Genomic DNA, 24,338 nt, shown 5'->3' on the forward strand with positions numbered 1-24,338 from the left:
TATTTCCCCTGTGGCGAACAAGCACCCATAGAGCCGCGTATCTGCGTAGCATCAAAGTACGCAGTAGCTAGGAGTGTGGCGCAATGTTTGAGAGATTCACCGATCGAGCCCGACGTGTTGTCGTGCTGGCCCAAGAAGAGGCCCGCATGCTCAACCACAACTACATCGGCACCGAGCACATCCTGCTCGGTCTCATCCACGAGGGTGAAGGTGTTGCAGCAAAGGCACTTGAGTCGCTGAGCATTTCGCTTGATGGCGTGCGCGAGCAGGTCCAGGAGATCATAGGCCAGGGGCAGCAGGCGCCCAGTGGGCACATCCCGTTCACGCCGCGCGCCAAAAAAGTGCTGGAGCTTTCGCTGCGCGAGGCGCTGCAGCTCGGCCATAACTACATTGGCACCGAGCACATCCTGCTGGGGCTGATCCGTGAGGGCGAGGGCGTTGCCGCACAGGTGCTGGTGAAGCTCGGAGCGGACCTCAACCGGGTCCGGCAGCAGGTCATCCAGCTGCTCTCCGGCTATCAGGGCAAGGAACCCGTTGCCACCGGGGCCAGCCAGCAGGAGGGCACCCCCGCGGGTTCCGTCGTGCTGGATCAGTTCGGCCGCAATTTGACGCAGGCTGCACGCGAAAACAAACTTGACCCGGTGATCGGGCGCGAGCACGAGATGGAACGCGTCATGCAGGTCCTCTCCCGACGCACCAAGAACAACCCGGTGCTGATCGGCGAGCCCGGCGTCGGCAAGACCGCCGTCGTCGAAGGCCTCGCCCAGGCCATTGTCCGCGGAGACGTGCCGGAAACCATCAAGGACAAGCAGTTGTACACGCTTGATCTTGGCTCGCTGGTGGCCGGTTCACGCTACCGCGGTGACTTCGAAGAGCGCCTGAAGAAGGTCCTCAAGGAAATCCGGACCCGCGGCGACATCATCCTCTTCATCGACGAGATCCACACCCTCGTCGGCGCGGGCGCGGCGGAGGGAGCCATCGACGCGGCATCCATTCTGAAGCCGATGCTGGCCCGTGGCGAGCTGCAGACCATCGGCGCAACCACGCTGGATGAGTACCGCAAGCACATCGAGAAAGATGCCGCTCTGGAGCGCCGTTTCCAGCCCATTCAGGTGGCCGAGCCGAATGTGGCTCTCGCGATCGAGATCCTCAAGGGCCTGCGTGACCGCTACGAGGCACATCACCGCGTCTCCATCACGGACGGTGCGCTGGCCGCGGCCGCAACGCTCTCCGAGCGCTACATCAGCGACCGGTTCCTGCCGGACAAGGCCATCGATCTGATCGATGAGGCCGGCGCGCGGCTGCGTATCCGGCGGATGACGGCGCCGCCGGAGCTGAAGATCATGGACGGACATATCGCGGAGATCAAGCGGGAGAAGGAATCCGCCATTGATGCCCAGGACTTCGAGGGCGCCGCCTCGCTGCGGGACAAGGAGCAGAAGCTCATTGCCGAGCGGGCGGAGAAGGAACGCAGATGGAAGTCCGGGGGGCTGGATGACATCTCCGAGGTCGACGAAGAATTGATCGCGGAGGTGCTGGCCAATTCAACCGGCATTCCGGTTTTCAAGCTCACCGAGGAAGAGTCGTCGCGCCTGCTGAAAATGGAAGACGAACTGCATAAGCGCGTGGTGGGCCAGGATGAGGCCATTAAGTCGATTTCGCAGGCCATCCGCCGTACGCGGGCCGGGCTCAAGGATCCGAAGCGTCCGGGCGGCTCGTTCATCTTCGCCGGTCCCACCGGCGTGGGTAAGACCGAGCTGGCCAAGGCTCTGGCGGAGTTCTTATTCGGCGACGATGACGCCCTGATCACGCTCGACATGTCCGAATACTCGGAGAAGCACACCGTGTCGAGGCTCTTCGGTGCCCCGCCAGGCTACGTCGGTTATGAAGAGGGTGGCCAGCTGACCGAAAAGGTCCGCCGCAGGCCGTTCTCCGTGGTTCTCTTCGACGAGGTGGAAAAGGCCCACTCGGACCTCTTCAACTCGCTGCTGCAGATTCTCGAGGACGGACGCCTGACTGACAGCCAGGGCCGGGTGGTGGACTTCAAGAACACCATCATCATCATGACCACTAATCTGGGTACCCGCGACATCTCCAAGAGCGTTGCCACGGGCTTCCAGTCCCTCACGGATACGCAGACGGGTTACAACCGGATGCGTGCACGGGTAACGGAGGAGCTCAAGCAGCACTTCCGACCCGAGTTCCTGAACCGCGTTGACGACGTGGTCGTCTTCCCGCAGCTGACGCAGAACGAGATCATCGAGATCGTCGATATGTTCGTCGCCAGGCTGGAAAAGCGCATGCAGGACAAGGACATGGGCATCGAGCTGACCAACGCGGCCAAGGTGCTGCTAGCCACCCGCGGCTACGACCCGGCCATGGGTGCACGTCCGCTGCGCCGCACCATCCAGCGCGAGATCGAGGATCAGCTCTCCGAGAAGATCCTTTTCGGCCGGATCAAGGCCGGCGATATCGTTGCCATCGACGTCGAAGGCGAGGGCGACGACGCCAAGTTCACGTTCGAAGGCATGGCCAAGCCGCGCGTCCCGGACGCACTGCCCGCGGGCGCCTAGCAGCACCAGCCGCTCCCGCGGAACACGGGTGAGTGTGGTGATCTGCCCGGACAGCGACGGCTGTCAGGGCAGATCACCACACTCACTTTTTTGCGCGCTGAGCCGTCACCGGTTCTGGTCATCCTTAGTCCGCTACCAGTGCAGCACCGCCGTCTGGGCGGTGTTTTTGCTCTCGATCCCGGTGGCTGTTTTCCAGCCGGCGCTCGCGATGTATCTGTGGATTGCCATCTGGCCGGTATCTGCGATGCTTGGGCGGTTCCAGTGGAAGAAATTCGCCGCCGCTCAGACGCTGCTGTATGCCCAGGACTCCTGACCTAGCGCTTTAATCGCTGAGCGACGTTTCGCGTTTCTTTGTCTCGAATCGCAGGATCCGGTCCGTGCCTGGGTAACGGGTTTCGGTGCTGGTGAGGTGGTCGCAGAGTTCGGCGATCGCGGCCGTGGCCCGTTTGGTGGGGAGGGGGTCGAGGCGGATGGTGAGGTAGCCGTCCCGGCCGGGGTCGATGTCGCCGCTGGTCGTGAGAGCCTGCCGGATCAGGGCGTGGGCTTCGTCGTCGGCGCGGGCGTAGCCGGTGTTGGTGCGGATCTCCCTGGCCAGGGTGGACGCGGTGTTGAACGCGGCCATCCGGATCGCGTGGGTGAGCAGTTTCGTCTCGGTGTCCAGGACCTGCTGGCCCGGGGCGATGTCACCAAGGGGTACCCGGGCCGGGATCTCCTTATGCACCGCCTGCGCCTCCTCGAAGACGGTTTGGGCGGTGAAAAGGTCCGCGGTGATCGCGTTGTGCCCGGCATTGGTGATCAGGACCGTGGCCGTTCCCGGCGCCGGGGTCCGGGCCGCCAGCAACGCGGCATCGGTGTCGGCGAGGGCCTTCCCGTACCGGGTTTTGGCGGTAAGTACGTTCTGGTAGGCCTTGCGTTTGGCCGGGTTCGGCACCGACCGTTCCGGATCATCATCGGTACTGGTGTAGGCGTCGTGGGAATCCAGGGCGAAGCGGATCCTGGCGTAGCGGAAGTAGTTTTCCTGCCGCCACCTGGCACCCATACGGTAAATCGCTTCCCCGGTAGCGAGGTTTGTGTCGGTGGTGAGGATGTGGATCTGCCGTAACCCGCCTGCCGGGACCTTGACCTTGCGGCTGATCTGGCGCATCGACAACACTTCCCCGGTAGTTCCGACAGGCACCTCGACCCGGATGTCGGCCGCGGCCCAGGTCCGGGTTTGTCCGTGTTCGTCGGTGTGCGTGACCTCGCTGAAGAGGGAGTCGTCGATGTCCCCGGTGGTGCCCTTGCGCCAGGTCAGCACATCGAAGCCTTGCCCGCTCATGTGTTGGAACAGGGCCGGGGACCAGCCGCCCCGGTCGAAACCGACCAGCACCCTGCGGTCATCGCCGATAATCAATCGCAGGGTCGGCAGGAGCCGGCGCAGTTCCCCGGTCAGCGCGGCCCCGGGTTCGGCCATGACCACCAGCACCGGGGACCCGTGTCCGTCGGCGACCCAGGTCTCCTCGGTCGCCGGGACCGGGAACTTCAACCTCGTGGAATGGACCTTCCCGATCTTCCTCGTGCCCTGATAGGCGCGGACATGCCCGTCAACGTAGAGCACCGCGGCCAGACCCCCGCCCTCCTCGTCACCGCTGCCGTTCAGGTGTCTGGTTGCCATCGCGGTCAGCAGTTCCCCGGCCCTGCCGGTCCCGGCCAGGGCCGCGGTTTTGCGGCGGAGGGTTTTCACTTCCGGCGCCCGGTCCAGACCCAGCACCCGTCCCATCGCGACCGGGTCGATCCGGGTTATCCCCTCGGCCCGGGGTTCCCCGGCCAGGGCCTGAAACACCGCCCCGGTGAGGATGGTGTCCAGACCGTAAAACCCGTTCGGCAACGCCCCGAAGACATCCTTCGCACACTCCAGCAATCCGGTGTTCACCAGGGCGGGCAGGGCCAGGAACAGCCCGGCCAACGGCACCCGGGCCGCCGGGGCGAACACCGGGGCCGCGCATTCCAGCAGCCCGGTCCGGGCCCAGGCCCGTTCCCCGGACCGGTCCGCCGCAGCCGGCAGAACCGGCAGCCCTTCCGCCGGTTCGGTGATGACGGGACCGGCTTCCGGGTCCTGCCGGGACGGGTGCGCAGTGGCCGGTTCCTGTGCGGCGGTTTCCATGGCCAATGTCCGCCGGACGGTGAATTCGGAGACACCCACTTTCGCACCGACTGCGCGCAGTGGCAGGCCGGTGGAGCGCAAGGCGCGGATCTCGGACATCATGGATTCCGTCAGCCGGCTGGGCCCCCTCGGGCCCGGCTTTTCCGGGGCCAGACCCAACACCCCATCCATGGCCAGGATCTGGCGCCAGCGCCACAACGTGCCCGGATCCACACCGAAAGCGGCAGAAATCTCCGCCACCGACGCGGCCTTAATGTCCGCCAGTTTCGCCGCCGTGAACCGGCGCGTCGCGGTGTCCCCGACATCCCAGGCGTAAGAGAGTTCCCCATGAACAAAAGCCCTGCCACCCGTCTCATCCTCGACCAGCGACACCGCCAGACCAATCGGGACGGCACTGGCGTCCATGGCCATCGGAAGGGGCAGTTGAGATGTCATCACGCCCATCATCCACCCCTCCCGAAGCCGCCGATTATCTTGCTTAGATTCTATCGCGTCTGAGGGAAAATTAACAGCCGACCACTCAACAAAAACACCGGAATCACACGGAAGCCATCGCGACAGTCACGCCCTATGTCCAGAGTCCTGATGCCGCGGCGGACCGTGCCGGGAAGCCCGCAGCCGGGCAGCAGTAGGATTGCCCGGTGACCCCCGTAATAAATATCCGCCCCGCCCGCACCTCCGACGTCCCTGCCATCAAGGCGCTGGTTGCGCCGCTGGCGGATCAGCGGATTCTGGTGGCAAAGGAGACCGTGGCCTACTACGAGTCGCTGCAGGAGTTCCGGATCGCGGAGCACGACGGCAAAGTCATCGGCTGCGGGGCCCTGCACGTCATGTGGGAGGACCTGGCCGAAATCCGCACGTTGGCAACCTCGTCCGCGTGGCGCGGACGAGGAGTGGGCCACGCGCTGGCGGAGGAGCTGCTCGACGCCGCGGGGGAGCTGGGTGTCAGCCGGGTCTTCTGTTTGACCTTCGAGGTGGACTTCTTCGCCCGGCACGGCTTTACCGTGATGGCACAACAGGAGGCGGTCGATCCTGGCGTGTACTCGGAGCTTCTGCGGTCCCAGGATGAGGGCGTGGCGGAATTCCTGGACCTGGCCCGGGTGAAGCCAAATACGCTGGGCAACACCCGAATGATCCGGATGCTGTAGATTTTTTCAAGTACGCCCGGTTCCCGCACCCGGTTCCCGCGCCAATAAAGTGCCGAACCCCGCGCCATCCCATTGCCCAACGCCGGACGAACGGGCTGTCGCCGGCGGTCAGTGCCCCTCTTCACGGAGTATTCACCGGATTTTCATTGCGCTTGCGCAATCATTGCCCTTAAGCTCATCAGTATGCTGACGAGTTTGCCGGACGAGTTCCCCCCGCATGTACTGCGGGAGTACGCGATGCTCGCGGACGGCGCCCGCGGGGCCCTGATCGGCCCGCGCGGCGACGTGGTCTGGATGTGTGCACCCCAGTGGCATGACGACGCGGTATTCTCCACTTTGCTCGGAGGCGCCGGAAACTTTGCCGTCACCCCGACTGATCCGCACTCCGTCTGGGGAGGTCAGTACGAAGACGGAACCCTGGTTTGGCGCAGCCGTTGGATCACCAGGACGGGAATTATTGAATGTCGGGAGGCATTGGCCTACCCCGGCGATCCCGACAGGGCCGTGCTGCTGCGCCGCATCCGCGCCGTGTTAGGGCAGGCCGCTGTGCGGATGACCTTGGACGCCCGGGCGAATTTTGGCCGGCACAAGATGAGCAGGCTGTCCTGCGAGGACGGTGTCTGGACCGCAAAGACAGGGGCACTGCGGGTGCGGCTCAGTGGTGCCGCGGAGGCGAAGGTGGTGAACGGCGCGCTGGAGCTATACCTGGAGTTACCCGAGGGCGACCAGCATGACCTGGTGCTGGAGATCTCCGGGCGGGAGCTGCCGGCAGCGCCCGCCTTGGCCGACGCGTCGTGGAGTGCCACCGAAAACGCGTGGCAGCAGGGCGTGCCGAAGTTCAAAAATACCATCGCCGCGGACGACGCGCGCCAGTCCTACGCCGTACTGTGCGGCATGACTGGATCAAGCGGGGCCATGGTGGCCGCCTCAACCATGGGGCTTCCGGAGCGTGCCGAGCAGAAGCGCAATTACGACTACCGGTACGCCTGGATCAGGGACCAGTGCTTTGTCGGGCAGGCCGTGGCGGCGTGTGGTGAATTCCCTCTCCTGGATGCCGCCGTGCGCTTCGTGGCCGGCCGGCTGCTGGAGGACGGCCGAAACCTCAAGCCGGCCTATACCGTGAACGGCGGCAGCGTTCCCAATGAGTGGGATGTCGGCCTGCCGGGTTACCCGGGGGGATCGAGCACAGCCGGGAACTGGGTCAACGATCAATTCCAGCTGGACGCTTTCGGTGAGTCGTTGCTGCTGTTCGCCTCGGCGGCGCAGAACGACAGGCTCAATTTGGAGCATTGGAAGGCAGCCGAGGTATGCGCCGAGGCCATTATGGACCGCTGGCAGGAGCCGGATGCAGGAATCTGGGAACTGACCAACGCCAAGTGGGCGCATTCGCGTTTGATTTGTGCCGCTGGTCTGCGTGCCATCGGCCGAAACGCTCCGCCAGCGCAAGGATCGAAGTGGACCTCACAAGCAGACGCCTTGGTGACCGACGTCACCAAGGACTGCCTGCATCCGTCCGGGCGCTGGCAGCGTGCTCCCCATGACGCACGGGTGGACGCGGCACTGCTGCTGCCCGTCATCCGCGGCGCGCTGCCGCCGGAGGACCCACGGTCGGTGGCCACGTTAAAAGCCATCCACGATGACCTGGCCGACGATGGGTACCTGTACCGGTTCAGCCAGGACGGCCGGCCGTTGGCGCAGACTGAGGGTGCATTCCTGCTGTGCGGGTTTGACATGGCCATGGCACTGCATCAAAGCGGGAAAATCACCGAGGCTGCCCGCTGGTTTGAAAGGAACCGGGCGGCCTGCGGATCGCCGGGTCTGTTTACAGAGGAGTACGACATTGAACAGCGACAGTTGCGCGGCAATTTTCCGCAGGCCTTCGTCCACGCCGCGATGCTGGAAACGGCCCGCAGGCTGGCCGACGACCCACCTCCGTGGCAGGGCCTGCGTGCCTGATCTGCAGCACCAGCGTCGGCCATGCCGCCCGGTGAGGTACCGGGAACGTCAGAAGGAGCATTCATGAAAAGCACCAGCAAGCAGGTCGTCGTCGTCACCGGCGCCAGTGGCGGAATCGGCCGGGCGACGGCTATTGGTTTTGCCAGGCGTGGAGCATCAGTGGCACTACTGGCCCGCGGAGGCGCGGGACTGGAGGGCGCGGCGAAGGAGGTTGAGTCGGCCGGGGGCCGCGCACTGACCATATCCGTGGATACCTCCGACCATGCGGCCCTGGATGCTGCGGCAACGCGGGTGGAGCAGGAGCTTGGTCCGATCGACATCTGGATCAACGTGGCCTTTACCTCCGTCTTCGCGCCCTTCACCGAGATTAAGCCCGAGGAGTTCAAACGCGTCACCGACGTCAGCTATCTGGGCTACGTGTATGGCACCATGATCGCGCTGAAGCGGATGAAACCGCGCAACCACGGCACCATAGTGCAGGTGGGATCCGCGCTCGCGTACCGCGGGATCCCGCTGCAATCCGCCTATTGCGGAGCGAAGCACGCCATTCAGGGATTCAATGAGTCGCTGCGCTGTGAACTGCTGCACGAGGGCAGCGGCGTTAGGAACACCATGGTGCAGATGCCGGCGGTCAATACGCCGCAGTTCGGCTGGGTGCTGTCCCGGCTGCCCAAGAAAGCCCAGCCGGTCCCGCCGATCTACCAGCCGGAGGTTGCCGCCCGCGGCGTGCTGTACGCCGCGGACCATCCGCGCCGCCGCGAGTACTGGGTGGGCGGCAGCACGATGGCAACCCTGGCCGCCAACGCCATTGCCCCCGGACTGCTGGACCTGTACCTGGCGCGCACCGGCTTCAGTTCCCAGCAGACGCCGCAGGACCGGGATCCGGACCAGCCGGTGAATCTGTGGGAACCGGCCGACGTCGACCACGACTTTGGCACGCACGGCACCTTCGACGGCCGGTCCAAGCCCCAAAGCAAGCAACTGTGGGCCTCACAGCATCACGGTCTGTTGGGGGCGACGGCGGCGGGTCTGCTGGCCGGGGGCGCCACACTGCTGGGCCGGCTGGTACGGCGATGAGGTGGCTGGAACCCGTCCGCGCCGGCTACGGACTCTGTCAGCTGGTCTTTCCGGACGTCATCCCGGGTCTGCTGCTCCGGCACCGGCTCGACGACCGGGCAGCCGCGGTGGTTCGGGTGCTGGGCTTCAGACACGTGCTGCAGGCACTCGTCGTCGGTCTGGCACCCCTCTCGCCGGCGCTGCACCGCTGCGGCGCGGTGGTGGACGGACTGCACTCGGCCAGCATGTTCGTGCTGGGGGCCGTGGATGCCCGGCGCCGGCCCGCGGCCCTGTCCGACGCCGTCGTCGCCGGTCTGTTCTTCGCCGCCGAACTGCGGTCCGAAAGAACGGACCGTGCGATGCCGGCGCATCCATCACGGCAGGGTCCGGTGACGTAATGGCTGCTCAGTCGCCGGCCCGAAGCGCGAACCGCCCATCCTCCGTACCGTCCTCTCCGGCGGAACGGGCAAAGGCATCCAGCGCTGCGGCCAGAGACGCGCGCGCCCGGGTCGGAAGCCGGCCGACGACGGCGGCAATGGCCGTCCGGCGGTGGTCCATGACCTGTTCCACCAACTGCCGGCCCCGGGCGCTGAGCACAAGCTTCAGGAACCGCCTGTCCTGCGGATCGTCGGCACGTTCGATCAGGCCGGCATTGACCAGACGCTCGCAGATCCGCGTGGCATTGGAGGGATGGACCCCAAGATCGGCCGCCACCGCCCCCAAATGCTGCGGGCCGTGCGTGGCAATGAGGACCAGCACCCGCAACTGCGGCGTCGTGACGACATCCTCCACCTCGGCCACTGACTGGGCGACTACGGCCAGCAGCACGCTGGCGGCGCGCATCACTGCCTCCACCTGTCCCGCATCCACTGGATCTGCACCCACGGGACCTGCAGTGGGTAGGGGCTGCGCGGGCTGGGTGCCTTCTTCCGGCGGGTTTGAACCGTTCACACCATCGAGTATCCGTCCACCAATTGCGCAATTGCAATAATTGCGCATCCGCTGCTATTGCCGGCCGTATGTTCCGGCAACGGCGCATACGAAACGGAAGGTCAACCAATGAAACAACCGAGCGCTACCGCGAAGGCCGTTTACGGCATCGACCGGATGGTCCGCAACGTCAAAACGGGGCGCTTTGAGCGTTCCCTCGCCGCCCTGACGGCGATCGGTTCCGTTGTCACCGCGGCGGAGATTTTCTTTGAACACGACAAGGCGAGTTTCGGCAACAAACTGATGTGGATCCCGGTGGCGCTTGGACCGGTCGGAGCTGCTGCCGGGATCGCAGGCGTCTTCAGCCAGCGGATGGCCAAGACGGCACTGCCCATTGCTTCGGCGGCGATCGTGGCCAATGGGCTGCAGGGAACGTATCTGCATGCCCGCGGCATCGCCCAAAAACCGGGGGGATTTTCCAATCTGCGCTACAACATGGAGATGGGGCCGCCGCTGCTGGCACCATTGCTCGTAACTGTGGTAGGCGGTATGGGGCTGCTCGCGGCGGTTCTGCGGAGGGAAAAGTGACCGCGCTGCCGTTGCAACCGGCGTCCGGCGGAGGCCGGTTCCCAGGGTTCAGCACCGCCTCGCAGGCCAGACACTGGGACGAGGCGACCGCCGCCGTCGTGATCGCACGGTTGGGACTTCCGCAGGACCTGCGGTACTTCACCCCGGTGGAGGAAGCCGCCGCCCGCGCCTTGTTTGATCAGCTCCTCGATCAGCGCGAGGATCCCCGGGTGCCGATCGTGAACATGGTGGACGCGCGGCTGGCTGAAGACCAAACCGACGGCTGGCACTATGACGGGATGAAGCCGGATGGGGAGTCCTGGCGCGCTTCACTGTCCGCACTTGATGAAGACGCTTTTTCCCGGCACGGCGTTTCCTTTTGTCAGGTCCACTGGGACGCTCAGACCGCCATCCTGACGAACATTCAGGACGCGGCTCAGTGGCATGAGTTCTCCGGCGCGCACATCTGGAGCCTGTGGACCCGCTACGCCTGCACGGCCTTTTATTCGCACCCGGCGGCGTGGGACGAAATCGGCTTCGCAGGGCCGGCCTATCCCCGCGGCTACAAGAACCTTGGGCTGGATTCACGTGAACCCTTTGAGGTTGCCGACGTGCGGCCGCAGCAGGATCCGTTGAGGCATCAATCCGCCCCCGGAGCGGAGGAGGAGGACTGATGGCGTCCGTACGCGACCGAAACGCCTCGGCCTGGCTGTTGCCCGCCGGCCCGGGTGGCAACCATGCGCTGCGCAATGACATGAGGCATTTCGAGGACGACGACGAGGTGGACATCGTGATCATCGGTTGTGGCGCCGGGGGCTCCACCCTGCTGCAGCGCCTGGCCCGCGTCGGCTGGCGCGCCGTCGCCCTGGATGCCGGTCCGTTTTGGGATCCGGAGAAGGACTGGGTCAGCGACGAAGCGGGCTCGCATCATCTGTACTGGACCGAACCCCGGGTCATCTCGGGGAAAGATCCCGTGCCGCTGGGCTCCAATAACTCCGGCCGGGGAGTGGGTGGATCCATGGTGCACTATGCCGGCTACACCCCGCGTTTCCATCCCAGCGACTTCCGGACCCTGAGCCAGGACGGTGTTGGCGCCGACTGGCCGCTGGCATACCACGAACTGAAGCCGTTTTACGAGGACATCGAAGGCGAACTGCCGGTCGCCGGGGAGCGTTGGCCGTGGGGCGACCCCCATTCCTACCCGCACCGCCCGCATCCGGTGTCCGGCAACGGCGAGCTGTTCCTGCGCGGCGCGCTGGCCACTGGCATCACCGCCAAGGTAGGTCCGGTTGCCATCTCCAACGGGCGCTTCGGCAACCGGCCGCACTGCATCTACCGGGGATTCTGCCTGCAGGGCTGCAAGGTCAATGCCAAGGCATCGCCGCTGATCACGCACATACCGGACGCCATGGACCACGGCGCGGAGGTGCGTCCGGACTCGATGGTGACGCGCATCGCGGTCGACGATGCTACCGGGCGGGCAACCGGAGTGCACTACTTCCGCCACGGCCAGGAGCGCTTCCAGCGCGCCAGCATGGTCGCCGTCGCCGGTTACAGCATTGAAACGCCGAGGCTGCTGCTGAATTCGGTGTCGAAGCACTTCCCGGACGGACTGTGCAATAACTTCGACCAGGTGGGCCGGTACCTGATGGTGCAGGGGGCGCCGCAGACCGCCGGCCGGTTCGAGTCCGAGGTCCGAATGTGGAAGGCACCGCCGCCGGAAGTCAGTACTGAGCAGTTCTACGAAACGGACCCGACCAAGCCCTACAAGCGCGGATTCTCGATCCAGACCGTCTCCCCGCTGCCGATCACCTGGGCCGAGCACGTGACCGCGCAGGGACACTGGGGCGCCGGACTGCGCAAATACATGAGTGACTATGTGCACTGGGCCTGTCTGGGAGCCTTATGCGAATTCCTGCCGCTGGCCGGCAACCGGGTCACGCTTTCGGACGAAAAGGACCGCCGCGGTATGCCGGTGGCCAATTTCAGTTATTCCCAGTGTGAGAACGACGGTCAGCTGATGAAGGCCGCGCAATCGGCGATGGAGAAGATCCTGCATGCCGCCGGCGCCGACGAGGTCATCACCATCCAGCGGTACGCGCACCTGGTGGGCGGAGCGCGGATGGCCTCCGGCGAAAGATACGGGGTGGTGGACGCCGACTGCCGCTCGTTCGCGGTGCCGAACCTGCTCATCACCGACGGCAGCGTGCTTCCCACCCAGGGCAGTGCAAACCCGGCGCTGACCATCATGGCGCTGACTGCCCGTGCCGCGGAAAAGCTGATTGCCAGAACACCTCAGCGGAGCCGCTGAAACCCATGCCCCTGCCGAAAGAGTTGTCCAAGAATAACTGGGCAGGAATAGTTGAGAACCGATGAAGGAGGAAACAAAATGGCAAAAGAACTGGTTGCAGACTACCTGTTGAACCGTCTGCGGGAGTGGGACGTGGACAAGGTCTTCGCGTTTCCCGGTGACGGGATTAATGGGATTGTCGCCGCGTTTGGCCGGGCTGAAAACCAGCCCAAGTTTGTGCAGGCCCGGCATGAGGAAATGGCCGCCTTCGAAGCTGTCGGTTATGCGAAGTTCACCGGCCGGGTGGGAGTCTGCATGGCCACCTCGGGCCCAGGCGCGATCCACCTGCTCAACGGACTCTACGACGCCAAATTGGATCACGTTCCGGTGGTCGCCATTGTCGGGCAGACGGCACAGAGCGCGATGGGGGGTTCATACCAGCAGGAAGTGGATCTGCTCACCCTTTACAAGGACGTCGCCAGCGATTACGTCCAGATGGTCACGGTACCCGAGCAGCTGCCCAACGTGCTGGACCGCGCCATCCGGATCGCCACGGCCAACCGCACCGTGACCGCCATCATCATTCCTTCGGATGTGCAGGAACTGGAGTATTCGGCACCGACGCACGCATTCAAAATGGTCCCCTCAAGCGTAGGGATCGTGTGGCCGACCGTTTCCCCCGATGACGCCGCAGTCCGGAAGGCCGCGGCACTGCTCAACGGCGGCACGAAGGTGGCCATGTTGATCGGGCATGGCGCACGGGAGGCGCGGAAGGAAGTGGAACAGGTTGCCGAACTCCTCGGCGCCGGCGTTGCCAAAGCACTGCTCGGCAAGGATTCCGTGTCCGACGAGCAGCCCTACGTGACCGGCTCCATCGGATTGTTGGGAACACGGCCCAGCTACGAGATGATGATGGCTTGTGACACGTTGCTGACCGTCGGCTCGAGCTTTCCGTACACCCAGTTCATGCCTGAATCCGGGCAGGCCCGCGGCGTCCAGATCGACCTGGACCCTAAAATGATCGGCATGCGGTACCCGTATGAACTGAACATCGTGGGCGACGCCGCGGCCACGTTGCGCGCGCTGATACCGCTGCTGGAACGCAAGGAAGACCGCGGCTGGCGGGAAACAATAGAATCGAATGTGGCCCGCTGGTGGGAGACCATGAGCGACGAGGCCATGGTGGATGCTGATCCAATCAACCCGCAGCGGCTGTTCCACGAACTGTCCCCGCTGCTCCCGGACAACGCGATGGTGACGGCGGATTCAGGATCTTCGGCGGACTGGTACGCCCGGCAGCTCAAATTCCGTGGCGCCATGCGCGGCTCGCTTTCCGGGAACCTGGCGACCATGGGTCCTGGCGTCCCCTACGCCATTGGAGCCAAGTTCGGCTGCCCGGAGCGGCCGGCCATCGCCTTCGTAGGCGACGGCGCCATGCAGATGAACGGGTTGGCAGAGCTGATCACCATCAAGCGCTACTGGCAGGAATGGTCGGACCCCCGCCTGATCGTTGCAGTGCTGCACAACAATGACCTCAACCAGGTCACCTGGGAACTTCGGGCAATGGGTGGCAGCCCGAAGTTCACCGAATCCCAATCGCTGCCGGACGTCGACTACGCCGCCTTCGCGCAAAGCCTCGGACTGCAGGGAATCGTGGTTACGTCGCCCGACGCGGTTGCCGGCGCGTGGGCCAAGGCCCTCGCCGCGGACCGGCCGACGGTCCTTGACTTCCACGTTGACCCCGACGTCCCGCCGATCCCGCCGCACGCAACGTTCGCCGAGGCCAAGGCCTCTGCCAAGGCGATGCTCAGCGGCGATCCGGATGCCTGGGGAATCGTCAAGGAAGGCGTCAAAACCAAGCTGCAGGAATTCCTGCCGCACAAGGAGGGCTAACATGGCCACCGGCGCAGCGGGGGCCGATCCCGCCATCACCGGGCTCGAGGCGGCGGTCTACGAGGTGCCAACCGACGCCCCGGAGGCCGATGGCACCTTTGCCTGGGATTCCACCACCGTTGTCCTGGTCCGGGTCCAGGCAGGCGGCTGTGAGGGGTTGGGCTGGACATATGCCCCGGCCGGATGCGCCCAGCTGATCACCGGACTGCTGGCGCCCGCGGTAACGGGCCGGGCCGCCTTGGACACCGGTGCCTGTGCCCTTGCCATGCTGCAGGCAGTGCGCAACGCAAACCGTTCAGGCGCTGTCGGCTACGCGATTTCCGCCGTCGACTGCGCCTTGTGGGACCTGAAGGCCCGGCTCCTGGACGTACCGCTGCATCGGCTGCTCGGAGCCGTCCGCGATCGGGTCGACATCTATGGAAGCGGCGGGTTTACCAGCTATTCCAGTGCCCAGTTGGAACAGCAGCTTTCCGGTTGGGTGGAACGGGAGAACATTCCGCGGGTGAAAATCAAGATCGGACAGGACCGCGGGACCAACATCTTCAGGGACCGCGAGCGGATGCGCCAGACCCGGCACATCATAGGCGACGACGTTGAGCTGTTCGTCGATGCCAACGGCGCCTATACAGCCAAACAAGCTATCCGGCTGCTGCTATCCACACCCGAGCTGGGTGTGGTGTGGTTTGAGGAGCCGGTATCCTCGGATGATCTTGCCGGGCTGCGGCACGTCCGTGCAGTGGTCAGCGCGGACGTGACCGCCGGGGAATACGGCACCGATCTGTACTACTTCCTGCGGATGTGCCAGGCGGAGGCGGTCGATTGTCTGCAGCTGGATGTCTCGCGCTGCGGCGGCATCACCGAATGGCAGCGGATCGCCGCGCTCGCGGCCGCGCACGGGCTGCAGGTGTCCGGCCATTGTGCCCCGCATCTGAGCGTCCACGTGGCCGCCGCAACCCAGAATTTCCGGCATCTGGAGTGGTTCCACGATCATGTCCGGATCGAACGGATGTTTTTCGACGGCACCTTGGATGCGCAGGGTGGCGCGCTCGTCCCGGACAGTGCGGCCCCGGGCAACGGCCTGACCCTGCGGACGGCCGATATCGCAGACTTCCGGACGCGGTGAATCAGCGGGCGGGCCGGATCAGCGGGCGGATGAATTGGAAACGGAACAGGCCTAATCTGAGACAACGGCGCGGTTCGGCTGTAGGACAACAAGGCTTAGGAAGAGGGCCCAAATGGGCAATGGACAGGAAGCTCAACATAATATTGCGCGGCAGCTGGCCATCCTGGAGGTGATCGCACAGGCGGACGGTGCCGACCCCGGCACTATTGCTGGGCGGCTGCGGGAGGCCTTTGCCCGGCGTGGCGCCCCACCGGCACCGGACATCTGGCTGGCGATGGTGTCGCGGGACGCCTCCGTGGGTACCGCCTACATCGTGAGCCGCGAGGCGATGCTGGAGGCGGAGCGCAGGATCGCTGATTCGCGTCCAGCCGGAAGCCCCGTTTCCGTGCCTGCGATGACGGGAACGGCGGAAACGCAGCCGGCCGTCCGCAGGATCGTGATTCCTTCCCTGTTGGAGGACCAGAGTCCACGACTGCAGGGCTATCTGGCAACCCCGTCCGGGGACGGACCATGGCCGGCCGTGGTGATGCTGCACGAGGCGTTCGCCATCGATGACGTCATGCTGCGGCAGGTGGCACGAATGGCAGCCGCGGGCTATCTGGTGTTGATGCCGGATCTGTTCAGCGCCGGCGGCCCCCGGCGTTGCCTCAGCGCGACCTTCCGGGCGCTGAGATCCGGGCGCGGCAGGGCGTTTGCGGATATTGAAGCCGCCCGCAGAGTGCTGCTGGACCGCTCGGACTGCACCGGCACCGTCGGCGTCCTCGGTTTCTGCATGGGCGGCGGGTTCGCGCTGGTCTCGGCGTCGCGCGGGTTCGGCGCCGCGTCGGTCAATTATGGAGCGATTCCCAAGGATGTTGCAGAGGTGCTGGAAGGCGCCTGCCCGGTGGTGGCCAGCTACGGCGGAAAGGACCGCGTGCTGGCTGGCTCCGTTCCGAGGCTGGAGGCCGCTCTGACCGCCCGCTCGATCACCCATGACGTTAAAACATATCCGGGGGCGGGACACAGCTTTCTCAACGATGCCCCCTCCGGCCCGGGGCTGCTGCAGCCGGTGCTCAAGCTGGTGCTGGGCGCGGGACCGGATCCCGAAGCCGCGGCCGACGCCTGGCAGCGGATTGAGGAATTTTTCCGCCTGCATCTGGGGCCAGCACGGTCCGCAGCTCAGACGGCCCATGACTGAAGCGCCGGTGCTGCATTCCGGCCGCCCGCTCTCGGCGCCCGTCCGGGTGCTGCTGCCATACTGGACCGATGCCTGACATCTCCACCGCAGCAACATCCCGCCGCGTCCGCGATCTTGCCAAGGCGGTGCTGTCGCCCGTCCGGCTTCAGTTGGCCGGGAAGGCCGCGCTCGCCGCCGGGCTCGCGTGGTATGTCGCACCTTTCATGCCAGGGTCGGCACCGGAATACGCCTATTACGCGCCGTTCGGCGCGCTGATCAGCATGTACCCCACCGTGGCTGGGTCCGCCAGGCAGGGACTGCAGAGCCTCATCGGGCTGCTGATCGGCATAATCCTGGCCTTTGGCCTGACGGTTTTCGGTCATCCGATGCCGTGGACGGTAGGGGTCGTCATCGGGATCGGCGTGCTGCTGGCAGGAATTCCCCGGCTCGGCGCGGGCCGGGACTGGATTCCCATGGCCGCACTCTTTGTGCTGGTGATCGGGGGGTCCGATGTCGTGGACTTTTCCTTCGGATACCTGCTGCAGACAGGTGTCGGTGTGGTCATTGGGCTGCTGGTGAATCTGCTTATTTTCCCGCCCCTGCGCCTCAACGCGGCCGCGGCAAGCCTGGATCAGCACCGGATGGCGCTGGCCGGCCAGCTTGAAGACATGGGCGCGGCGCTGACGGAGACCTGGCCGCCGGACCATGAGGACTGGTCCAGGCGCAGCGACCGTTTGGCCGAGGCCGCCCACGGTGTCCGGCAGGCCGTGTCCGACGCCGATCTGAGCCGGCAGATTAACCCGCGCCGGCGGTTCCACGACCGCGACGTTGGCGCGGACTATGACCGCGTCCGCGCCCTGGAGCGAGTCACCTTCCATGTCCAGGACATCACCGAGGTGCTCGCCGATGCTATTTGGGGAACCCCGGAACTGACTCCGGTCCCGGCGGAGCTGTGCACGCCATTGAGCGGTGCGCTGAGGGCTGCCGGCTCGCTGCTGCGCACGTGGTATGAGGTCGACGCTGACGAGGCTCTGGAGGAGGCGGAAGCCGCGCTGGAGGACGTGTCCGGCCGCTATCATCGGTTGGGTTCACCGCAGAAGCCAGTGGGTGTGGCGGCGTCCGTGACCATGAGCCTGCACCGTATCCTGCGGGTCGTCCGGGCAACGAGGCCGGCTGCCGGCGCTTCCCGGGTGGCTGAGGGCACACCGGGAAGCTCTCCTCAATGAGCTCCCGCAATTCCATCGAATGCTTCGCATGCTTACCTTTACCGTCGAAACCTGCTTAGAATGAAAGAGCTTGGTGTCGTACTCGGCACACCGGATCCGCTGGCGGAACCGGACATCGTCTACATCGAAAGTGAGCGCGATAATGGGACTAGGCGACAAGATTAAGAATGAAGCAGAGCACCTTGGCGGCAAGGCCAAGGAGACCGCGGGCGACGCCACGAACAATGACGATCTGAAGGCCAAGGGCATGAAGGATCAGGTAAGTGCGGACGCAAAGAAGGTCGGCGAGAACGTCAAGGACGAGTTCAAGAAGGACTAGGCCTGCGGCCGCGCGACAGCCGCGGGAGGTTAACCGTGGCCGGTTATAGGCGGCCGGGTTAAAGTGCGACGACGGCGGGTCCCGGATGGAGGCCCGCCGCCGTGCGCTCCGGTACGGACCCCCGGCCCTGCCCAACGGATCTACCCAAGGTCTGCGGTGGCAGGTAGGGTTCAAGAACGGCCATTCTCGGCAAAGCCGGGAGTGTGACCGCCGGAGCCAGCGAGGAGTCCCGCAATGAAGAAGCTCATAAATGACCCGAAAGCCGTGGTCGTCGAATCCGTCGAGGGTTTCGGCCTCGCCCACGCCGATCTGGTCACGGTTCATCCGGACCCCATCTTTATTATGCGCAAGGATGCGCCCGTGGCGGGCAAGGTGGGGCTGGTCTCCGGCGGCGGAAGCGGCCATGAGCCGCTGCACGCCGGCTACGTGGGGACCGGGATGCTGGACGCCGCCGTACCTGGAGCGGTCTTCACCTCCCCCACACCGGACCAGATACTTCCGGCGACCCTGGCGGTGAACTCCGGCGCCGGCGTCGTCCACATAGTCAAGAATTACACCGGTGACGTGCTCAACTTTGAAATGGCCGCGGAGCTGGCCCAGGCCGAAGGCGTGGACGTGCGCACGGTGCTGGTCAATGATGACGTCGCCGTGGAGGACTCGCTGTATACGGCGGGGCGCCGCGGCGTGGGAGGCACGGTGTTGGTCGAGAAGATCGCCGGCGCGGCGGCCGAGCGCGGGGATGCGCTGGACGCGGTTGCCGGCGTCGGCCAGCGCGTCAACGCCAATGTGCGCACCATGGGCGTGGCTCTGGCCGCGTGCACCGTACCGCACGCCGGTGTGCCGAGCTTTGAGCTTTCCGACAGCGAGATTGAAATCGGGATCGGCATACACGGGGAACCGGGGCGCCACCGGATCCCGATGGAAAACGCCGACGGCATCACGGACCGGCTGCTGGAACCGGTGTTGGCGGATCTCAAACTCAGCCGGGGCGAAAAGGTGCTGCTGTTCGTCAATGGAATGGGGGGCACACCGCTGAGCGAGCTCTACATCGTTTACCGGCATGCGGTGAAAGTGCTCGGCGAAGCGGGCCTGAGTGTGGAGCGTTCACTGGTGGGCAATTACATCACTGCCCTTGAAATGCAGGGCTGTTCAATCTCCGTCCTGCACCTCGATGACGAGATGACGGAATTGTGGGACGCACCTGTCCATACCGCCGCCCTGCGCTGGGGGGCCTGAAGGATGGACAGCGCCGGCATGAGCGCGGGCCTGGACTCCCGCTGGGCCATTAGCTGGCTGCGCGCCGCCGCGGAGGTGGTGGCCGACCACCGGATAGACCTCAGCGAACTGGACCGGGCCATCGGGGACGGTGACCACGGCGAAAATCTGGACCGGGGCTTCAGCGCGATCGTGGAAAAACTGGCTGTGGAGACGCCGCAGACACCGGGCGCAGTCTTCAAGCTCGCGGCGATGGCGCTGATGTCCAAAGTCGGTGGTGCGGCCGGTCCGCTGTACGGCACGGCATTCCTGCGCGCCGCAACGGCGTCCGGGGATGCGGCAGAGCTGGATCCGGCTCTGCTGGCTGCCGCGCTGACCGCCGCCCGCGATGGGGTCGTCGCGCGCGGCAAGGCCGCTGCGGGGGACAAAACAATGGTAGACGCTTGGTCGCCTGCGGCCGCCGCGGCCGCCGCGGCCGTGGCCGCTGGAGACGGGGTGGTGGAGGTCCTCGAGGCGGCCGCGGCGGCCGCCGAAGCGGGGGCGGTGGCCACCGATCCGCTGACCGCGCGGAAGGGACGGGCAAGCTATCTGGGCGAGCGGAGTGCCGGACACCGTGACCCCGGAGCTGCCTCATCGGCGCTGATCCTGCGCGCGGCCGCCGATGCCGCGAATCAACCCGCAGCCGGGCGCCCCGGCCGGGATGCCGCATGAGTGTGGGACTGGTGATCGTCTCGCACAGCGAGAAACTGGCCCTCGGCGTGGTGGAACTGGCGGCCCAGATGGCGTCCGGGGTCAGAATTGTGGCAGCCGGCGGGACGGATGGTGCCGTCGGAGCCGCCCGCATAGGCACGTCACTGGAACGGATCATGGACGCGCTGGACGCTGCGGATTCGGGTGATGGCGTCCTGATCCTGACGGATTTGGGCTCAGCCGTAATGACCGCCGAATCGGCTCTGGAGATTATGGGTGATCCGCTGAGCGCGGCGCTGGCCGATGCGCCACTGGTTGAGGGAGCCGTTGCCGCCGCCGTTGCCGCTCAGTCCGGCGCCGGGCTCGACGCGGTCCGCAAGGCTGCCGAGACAGCCTGGCAACCTGCGGTCGTCGCCCCGGCCGAAGGTGGCTCGGATGGCCTCGGCGGTCCCGGTGCCGCGGGTTCCGGGACGGAAGCGAGCGCAGGGCAGGGCGGGGAAGGCGGCGACGACGCCGTCTGCGCCGACCTGCTGCTGATCAACCCGATGGGGCTCCACGCTCGACCGGCCGCGGCGCTGGCCGGTGCGCTTGGCGGCCTGGCCGTGGAGATCAGCATCAATGACGTGGACGGGCAGTCGGTGATGATGCTGATGACTCTGGCCGCGGGAATGGGATCAAGGCTGCGGGTCCGGGCCACGGGTCCGGACGCCGGAAAGGCCGTGGACCTGGTGCGGTCCGAGGTGGAGCGCGGCTTCGGCGAGATGTAGGGCGCCGGGTGACATGGGGGTGTGGTTCGGGGTGGTCAGCATGTCTAGAGGGGGAGAGCGATGCGTCCGCCGTCCAACGCCTGCGCCAGCCCATCGCGCAGCAGGCCCTCGATGGCGCGTTCCAGCTGATCTTCCTCCGCCTTCAGGGCATAGAGTCTGTGCAGCTGTGCGCCGACCGGGCTGAGTGCATCACTATCCGGCTCGGATTCCGTCCCGGTCCCGTGGACTTGCGTTACAAGCGACGGTGCCGCCGCGAAGAGCAGTTCACGCTGTAGACCGGATTCGGCGGCACGCAGGGCGGCCATCATGGCCCCGCGCACCTGCCGGTCGGTGCCGGCCCAGGCCTGCCCCCTCGGCGTGTAGGTCGGCTCGGGTTCACCCGCTGCCAGCCAGGAACATTCGGCCCGGACAGGGCATTCGGTGCATCTGGGCGAGCGCGCCGTGCAGATCAGGGCTCCGAGCTCCATAACTGCCGCGTTCCACTTGACAGAGAGCACCGGTTCTTCCGGGAGCAGCCGGGTGGCGAGCCGCATCTCGGCCGCCGTCAGCGCCGGCGCCGGAAGCGCCTGCCCGGACGACAGGCGGGCCTGGACGCGCCGGATATTGGTGTCCACCACGGTTTCCCGGTGCCCGAAGGCAAAGGCGGCGACGGCGGCGGCCGTGTAGCTGCCGACCCCAGGCAGCGTCAGCAGCCGGTCATAGGAGCCGGGCACCTCGCCGTCGTACTCCGCAGTGATGGCGGCCGCGGCCGCGTGCAGCCGCAGGGCCCGGCGCGGGTATCCGAGCCGGCCCCAGGCCCGTACGGCATCGCCGCTGGCGGCCGCTGCCAGCGAGCCGGGATCTGGCCAACGCGACATCCAGTCTTTCCAAACCGGGAGCACGCGCACCACGGGGGTCTGCTGCAGCATGACCTCGCTGACCAGAACGCCCCACGGGGAACAATCAGCCGAGCGCCACGGCAGATCCCGGGCGTTGCGCCCGAACCAGCTCACGATCGCTTGGTGCATCAAAATATCCTCGGAACAATAACTGTCGGTACGATAACTGGCGGACCAATAATGCGGATTACATTACACCTCCGGAATACTGCCGCAGAACAGTGCATATCAGTGCATATCAGTGCATATCAGTGCATAAGCAGAACACTACGTACCCAGGGCACTATAGAAGCAGGACGGAGCTGCCGCCTTGACAACCCCCGATGACAGCTGCGTCTTCACCACCGTGACGCCCCTCCTCGGCCCGCAGCCTCGTGAGGGTTGCCACAGCCCCTTCTGCACTGCCAACGGCGTGGTGAAGGGACTGCGGGGGAGCAGGTATCTAGAGTGGAGGGATGGCTGGAGAGGATAATGCGAGCGGCGGAAGCGCGGGTGGAAAGCGGACTCCGCAGCAGCGTCCGGCGGTGCGGAACGGAACCCGCGGCGCGTCTGGTTCCCGCGCATCGGCGGCGGTAATGTTCAGACGACGGCGGGCGGCAGTGGGGGCCTTGCTGGTGCTGGTCATCCTTGGTGTGCTGGCAGGTTCCATTGCGGTGGCGTTCTATCTCGGGTCGCGGGAGGGCAGCAATCCGTTGTCGGCTGCCGGCGGGTCCGTGGCCAGCAGTTCAACGGCGCCGCCGAGCCCGGCGCAATCCCTCGGATCATCCTCCCCGGCTGCCTCCGGCACCGCGGGGGCCACGCCGAGCGAGGCAGCCACGGCTACAGGCACAGCAACATCCACCAACGCTGCAACATCCGCGCCCACAGCCACCGCGGCCTGCGCTGCGGATCTGGTCACCGTTTCTGCCGCGGTGGATGCGACCGTTTACCCCGCGGGGCAGGATCCGTTGCTGACCCTCAAGGTGACAAACGGCTCGAAGGTGCCGTGCACCGTTAATGTGGGGACCAGCCAGATGGAATTCCTGATCACCAGCGGCAAGGACAGGATTTTCTCCTCCAAGGACTGCCAAGCGGATGCCACCGATCTGGTTAGGACCATCGCCCCGGGCGCGTCCGAATCAGCCAATTTTCCCTGGTCTCGGATCCGTTCGGCGGCGGGGTGCCCCGGGGTCGCTGCTGTTCCCGGCGGTGGGGGAGCCTATTACATGCTGACCGCTACTTTGGGCACCTGGTCCAGCGCGAAGGTCCCGTTTCAGCTGCAGTAAGGGTCAGCCGGAGCGGCGACCGCAACGGTGACCGCGGCCGCGACCGCAGCGGCGGTTAGAGGAACCGGTCCAGCAGACTGGCCTCGGCGATCCGGGACAGCCCTTCGCGCACCGTGCGGGCGCGCTGTTCGCCGATGCCGTCGACAACCATCAGCTCATCAATGGTCGCGGCCATCAGGCTTTGCAGACCACCGAAATGATCCACCAGCCTATCGGCAACGGCCCGAGGAACCGCCTTGAGACCGGACACCAGACGATAGCCGCGCGGTTGAATGATCGCCTCCAGCGACTCGGAGCCAGTCGTAAGACCGACTATGTTCGCTATCCTGCTCAGATCGATCAGTTCGGTGGGCCCGATCTCCTGCAGTGCGGTGACGGCGGCGTCTATCTCAGCGGATGTTCTGGAGGCGGAGTAATCGCGGATGACCATTTCACTGCCCGGTCCGCGGCCGACGGTAAGCTCGTCAAGCTGCAGGGACAGAAGCCGCCCGTCCACTCCGAGTTCGAGAACATACTGGGCGATTTCCTCTGAGATCCGCCGCACCATCTCGTGGCGCTGCAGTGTCACAGCGACGTCGCGGACGGTCACCATGGCCTCGATCTCCAGGGCCGACAAGGAGCTGGTGACCTGGTCCAGACGTGAGCGGTAACGCTCCAGGGTCGCGAGGGCCTGGTTCGCGCGGGCCAGCACCTTCTCCGACCCTTCGAGCACATAACGCAGGCCGTGAACATACAGGGCAATTATCTGCATGGACTGGCTCACCGAAACAACAGGCACGCCCGTCTGGATGGCCACGCGCTCCGCGGTGCGGTGCCGGGTGCCCGATTCCTGCGTTTCAATGCTGGGATCCGGAACCAGTTGGACGGCCGCGCGAAGAATCCTGTTCGCATCTCTGTCGCAGATGATGGCGCCGTCCATCTTGGCCAGTTCGCGCAACCGAGTGGGGGAAAATTCAATGCCGATCTCGAAACCGCCGGAACAAAGCTGATCGATGGTGCGATCGGAGCCAAGGACTATCAGTGCGCCCGTCCGTCCGCGCAGGATCCGCTCCAGGCCGTCGCGCAGCGGCGTTCCGGGCGCAACCCGGGCCAACGTGGCCTTGAGGGCTTCTTCGGGACTCCGGGCCATCGCCATATTCCTTC

22 protein-coding genes are annotated in these 24,338 nt (G+C 65.6%); 18 read left to right on the forward strand and 4 right to left on the reverse strand.

Translation table 11 applies throughout. The features are described 5' to 3' along the window. The first annotated feature begins 83 nt into the window (after positions 1 to 83). Positions 84 to 2,573 carry an ATP-dependent Clp protease ATP-binding subunit gene (locus tag ACLLJI_RS01095; RefSeq protein ID WP_283558833.1) on the forward strand — a complete coding sequence of 830 codons (2,490 nt, stop codon included), beginning with the start codon at positions 84 to 86 and terminating at the stop codon, positions 2,571 to 2,573. A gap of 28 nt (positions 2,574 to 2,601) precedes the next feature. Continuing rightward, positions 2,602 to 2,886 carry a hypothetical protein gene (locus ACLLJI_RS01100; protein ID WP_434616908.1) on the forward strand — a complete coding sequence of 95 codons (285 nt, stop codon included), beginning with the start codon at positions 2,602 to 2,604 and terminating at the stop codon, positions 2,884 to 2,886. Between the two features lie 9 nt (positions 2,887 to 2,895). Here ACLLJI_RS01100 and ACLLJI_RS01105 read toward each other — a convergent pair whose 3' ends face one another. After that, positions 2,896 to 5,163 carry a putative transposase gene (locus tag ACLLJI_RS01105; RefSeq protein ID WP_434616911.1) on the reverse strand — a complete coding sequence of 756 codons (2,268 nt, stop codon included), beginning with the start codon at positions 5,161 to 5,163 and terminating at the stop codon, positions 2,896 to 2,898. Positions 5,164 to 5,357: 194 nt separating this feature from the next. On the opposite strand from ACLLJI_RS01105, the gene ACLLJI_RS01110 reads away from it, so the two are divergent. The 4 genes from ACLLJI_RS01110 to ACLLJI_RS01125 all read left to right on the forward strand — a co-directional run bounded on the left by ACLLJI_RS01110 (position 5,358) and on the right by ACLLJI_RS01125 (position 9,274). Beyond that, positions 5,358 to 5,864, forward strand: a complete 507-nt coding sequence (locus tag ACLLJI_RS01110) for an amino-acid N-acetyltransferase (RefSeq protein ID WP_434616914.1) — start codon at positions 5,358 to 5,360, stop codon at positions 5,862 to 5,864. Between the two features lie 183 nt (positions 5,865 to 6,047). Then, positions 6,048 to 7,820, forward strand: coding sequence for a glycoside hydrolase family 15 protein (locus ACLLJI_RS01115; RefSeq protein WP_434616917.1), 1,773 nt, complete (start codon positions 6,048 to 6,050; stop codon positions 7,818 to 7,820). A gap of 63 nt (positions 7,821 to 7,883) precedes the next feature. After that, positions 7,884 to 8,897: an SDR family oxidoreductase gene (locus tag ACLLJI_RS01120; RefSeq protein ID WP_434616920.1), complete on the forward strand. Its 1,014-nt coding sequence runs from the start codon at positions 7,884 to 7,886 to the stop codon at positions 8,895 to 8,897. Beyond that, positions 8,894 to 9,274 (forward strand): hypothetical protein, encoded by a 381-nt coding sequence (locus tag ACLLJI_RS01125; protein WP_434616923.1) that lies wholly within the window; start codon positions 8,894 to 8,896, stop codon positions 9,272 to 9,274. Before ACLLJI_RS01120 ends, ACLLJI_RS01125 begins: the two co-directional genes overlap by 4 nt. 7 nt (positions 9,275 to 9,281) lie before the next feature. On the opposite strand, the gene ACLLJI_RS01130 is transcribed toward ACLLJI_RS01125, so the two are convergent. Next, positions 9,282 to 9,761, reverse strand: a complete 480-nt coding sequence (locus ACLLJI_RS01130) for a MarR family winged helix-turn-helix transcriptional regulator (RefSeq protein WP_283558827.1) — start codon at positions 9,759 to 9,761, stop codon at positions 9,282 to 9,284. Positions 9,762 to 9,935: 174 nt separating this feature from the next. On the opposite strand from ACLLJI_RS01130, the gene ACLLJI_RS01135 reads away from it, so the two are divergent. The 11 genes from ACLLJI_RS01135 to dhaM all read left to right on the forward strand — a co-directional run bounded on the left by ACLLJI_RS01135 (position 9,936) and on the right by dhaM (position 21,052). Further along, positions 9,936 to 10,394, forward strand: a complete 459-nt coding sequence (locus tag ACLLJI_RS01135) for a hypothetical protein (RefSeq protein ID WP_434616926.1) — start codon at positions 9,936 to 9,938, stop codon at positions 10,392 to 10,394. Beyond that, a complete protein-coding gene (locus ACLLJI_RS01140; protein WP_434616929.1) occupies positions 10,391 to 11,047 on the forward strand; it encodes a gluconate 2-dehydrogenase subunit 3 family protein in 657 nt (218 codons plus the stop codon). The genes ACLLJI_RS01135 and ACLLJI_RS01140 overlap by 4 nt, the downstream gene beginning before the upstream one ends. After that, positions 11,047 to 12,684, forward strand: coding sequence for a GMC family oxidoreductase (locus ACLLJI_RS01145; RefSeq protein ID WP_434616932.1), 1,638 nt, complete (start codon positions 11,047 to 11,049; stop codon positions 12,682 to 12,684). The genes ACLLJI_RS01140 and ACLLJI_RS01145 overlap by 1 nt, the downstream gene beginning before the upstream one ends. Positions 12,685 to 12,762: 78 nt before the next feature. After that, a complete protein-coding gene (locus ACLLJI_RS01150) occupies positions 12,763 to 14,556 on the forward strand; it encodes a thiamine pyrophosphate-requiring protein (RefSeq protein ID WP_434616935.1) in 1,794 nt (597 codons plus the stop codon). A gap of 1 nt (position 14,557) precedes the next feature. Beyond that, on the forward strand, positions 14,558 to 15,679 hold the full coding sequence (locus ACLLJI_RS01155) for an enolase C-terminal domain-like protein (protein ID WP_434616937.1): 1,122 nt from the start codon (positions 14,558 to 14,560) through the stop codon (positions 15,677 to 15,679). Positions 15,680 to 15,791: 112 nt separating this feature from the next. Continuing rightward, a complete protein-coding gene (locus ACLLJI_RS01160; RefSeq protein WP_434616939.1) occupies positions 15,792 to 16,856 on the forward strand; it encodes a dienelactone hydrolase family protein in 1,065 nt (354 codons plus the stop codon). A 68-nt stretch (positions 16,857 to 16,924) separates the two neighbouring features. Then, positions 16,925 to 18,061: an FUSC family protein gene (locus ACLLJI_RS01165; RefSeq protein WP_283558821.1), complete on the forward strand. Its 1,137-nt coding sequence runs from the start codon at positions 16,925 to 16,927 to the stop codon at positions 18,059 to 18,061. Between the two features lie 142 nt (positions 18,062 to 18,203). Further along, a complete protein-coding gene (locus ACLLJI_RS01170) occupies positions 18,204 to 18,380 on the forward strand; it encodes a CsbD family protein (protein WP_434621054.1) in 177 nt (58 codons plus the stop codon). A 234-nt stretch (positions 18,381 to 18,614) separates the two neighbouring features. Next, a complete protein-coding gene (gene dhaK / locus ACLLJI_RS01175; RefSeq protein ID WP_434616943.1) occupies positions 18,615 to 19,616 on the forward strand; it encodes a dihydroxyacetone kinase subunit DhaK in 1,002 nt (333 codons plus the stop codon). 18 nt (positions 19,617 to 19,634) lie between these two features. Beyond that, complete coding sequence (gene dhaL, locus ACLLJI_RS01180) at positions 19,635 to 20,306, forward strand: dihydroxyacetone kinase subunit DhaL (RefSeq protein ID WP_434616946.1); 672 nt, start codon at positions 19,635 to 19,637, stop codon at positions 20,304 to 20,306. Beyond that, positions 20,303 to 21,052, forward strand: a complete 750-nt coding sequence (dhaM, locus tag ACLLJI_RS01185) for a dihydroxyacetone kinase phosphoryl donor subunit DhaM (RefSeq protein ID WP_434616949.1) — start codon at positions 20,303 to 20,305, stop codon at positions 21,050 to 21,052. The genes dhaL and dhaM overlap by 4 nt, the downstream gene beginning before the upstream one ends. A gap of 44 nt (positions 21,053 to 21,096) precedes the next feature. Here the strand turns inward: dhaM and ACLLJI_RS01190 are convergent, their stop codons facing one another. Continuing rightward, positions 21,097 to 22,059, reverse strand: a complete 963-nt coding sequence (locus tag ACLLJI_RS01190) for an A/G-specific adenine glycosylase (protein ID WP_434616952.1) — start codon at positions 22,057 to 22,059, stop codon at positions 21,097 to 21,099. A 446-nt stretch (positions 22,060 to 22,505) separates the two neighbouring features. Between ACLLJI_RS01190 and ACLLJI_RS01195 the strand changes: the two genes are divergently transcribed. After that, on the forward strand, positions 22,506 to 23,195 hold the full coding sequence (locus tag ACLLJI_RS01195) for a hypothetical protein (RefSeq protein ID WP_434616955.1): 690 nt from the start codon (positions 22,506 to 22,508) through the stop codon (positions 23,193 to 23,195). A gap of 55 nt (positions 23,196 to 23,250) precedes the next feature. On the opposite strand, the gene disA is transcribed toward ACLLJI_RS01195, so the two are convergent. Further along, a complete protein-coding gene (gene disA, locus ACLLJI_RS01200; RefSeq protein ID WP_434616958.1) occupies positions 23,251 to 24,324 on the reverse strand; it encodes a DNA integrity scanning diadenylate cyclase DisA in 1,074 nt (357 codons plus the stop codon). Positions 24,325 to 24,338 lie beyond the last annotated feature (14 nt).

The organism is Arthrobacter sp. A5 (assembly GCF_051131705.1).
Taxonomy (GTDB): Bacteria; Actinomycetota; Actinomycetes; order Actinomycetales; family Micrococcaceae; genus Arthrobacter_M.

Excerpts from the sequence above, each read along its gene's own strand:
- ACLLJI_RS01155 (WP_434616937.1), top strand. The coding sequence starts at position 14,558 with ATGGCCACCGGCGCAGCGGGGGCCGATCCCGCCATCACCGGGCTCGAG.
- ACLLJI_RS01120 (WP_434616920.1), top strand. The coding sequence starts at position 7,884 with ATGAAAAGCACCAGCAAGCAGGTCGTCGTCGTCACCGGCGCCAGTGGC.
- ACLLJI_RS01170 (WP_434621054.1), top strand. The coding sequence starts at position 18,204 with ATGGGACTAGGCGACAAGATTAAGAATGAAGCAGAGCACCTTGGCGGC.
- ACLLJI_RS01115 (WP_434616917.1), top strand. The coding sequence starts at position 6,048 with ATGCTGACGAGTTTGCCGGACGAGTTCCCCCCGCATGTACTGCGGGAG.
- dhaM (WP_434616949.1), top strand. The coding sequence starts at position 20,303 with ATGAGTGTGGGACTGGTGATCGTCTCGCACAGCGAGAAACTGGCCCTC.
- dhaK (WP_434616943.1), top strand. The coding sequence starts at position 18,615 with ATGAAGAAGCTCATAAATGACCCGAAAGCCGTGGTCGTCGAATCCGTC.
- ACLLJI_RS01125 (WP_434616923.1), top strand. The coding sequence starts at position 8,894 with ATGAGGTGGCTGGAACCCGTCCGCGCCGGCTACGGACTCTGTCAGCTG.
- ACLLJI_RS01190 (WP_434616952.1), bottom strand. The coding sequence starts at position 22,059 with ATGCACCAAGCGATCGTGAGCTGGTTCGGGCGCAACGCCCGGGATCTG.
- ACLLJI_RS01195 (WP_434616955.1), top strand. The coding sequence starts at position 22,506 with ATGTTCAGACGACGGCGGGCGGCAGTGGGGGCCTTGCTGGTGCTGGTC.
- ACLLJI_RS01135 (WP_434616926.1), top strand. The coding sequence starts at position 9,936 with ATGAAACAACCGAGCGCTACCGCGAAGGCCGTTTACGGCATCGACCGG.
- ACLLJI_RS01095 (WP_283558833.1), top strand. The coding sequence starts at position 84 with ATGTTTGAGAGATTCACCGATCGAGCCCGACGTGTTGTCGTGCTGGCC.
- ACLLJI_RS01165 (WP_283558821.1), top strand. The coding sequence starts at position 16,925 with ATGCCTGACATCTCCACCGCAGCAACATCCCGCCGCGTCCGCGATCTT.
- disA (WP_434616958.1), bottom strand. The coding sequence starts at position 24,324 with ATGGCCCGGAGTCCCGAAGAAGCCCTCAAGGCCACGTTGGCCCGGGTT.
- dhaL (WP_434616946.1), top strand. The coding sequence starts at position 19,635 with ATGAGCGCGGGCCTGGACTCCCGCTGGGCCATTAGCTGGCTGCGCGCC.
- ACLLJI_RS01150 (WP_434616935.1), top strand. The coding sequence starts at position 12,763 with ATGGCAAAAGAACTGGTTGCAGACTACCTGTTGAACCGTCTGCGGGAG.
- ACLLJI_RS01105 (WP_434616911.1), bottom strand. The coding sequence starts at position 5,163 with ATGATGGGCGTGATGACATCTCAACTGCCCCTTCCGATGGCCATGGAC.
- ACLLJI_RS01160 (WP_434616939.1), top strand. The coding sequence starts at position 15,792 with ATGGGCAATGGACAGGAAGCTCAACATAATATTGCGCGGCAGCTGGCC.
- ACLLJI_RS01145 (WP_434616932.1), top strand. The coding sequence starts at position 11,047 with ATGGCGTCCGTACGCGACCGAAACGCCTCGGCCTGGCTGTTGCCCGCC.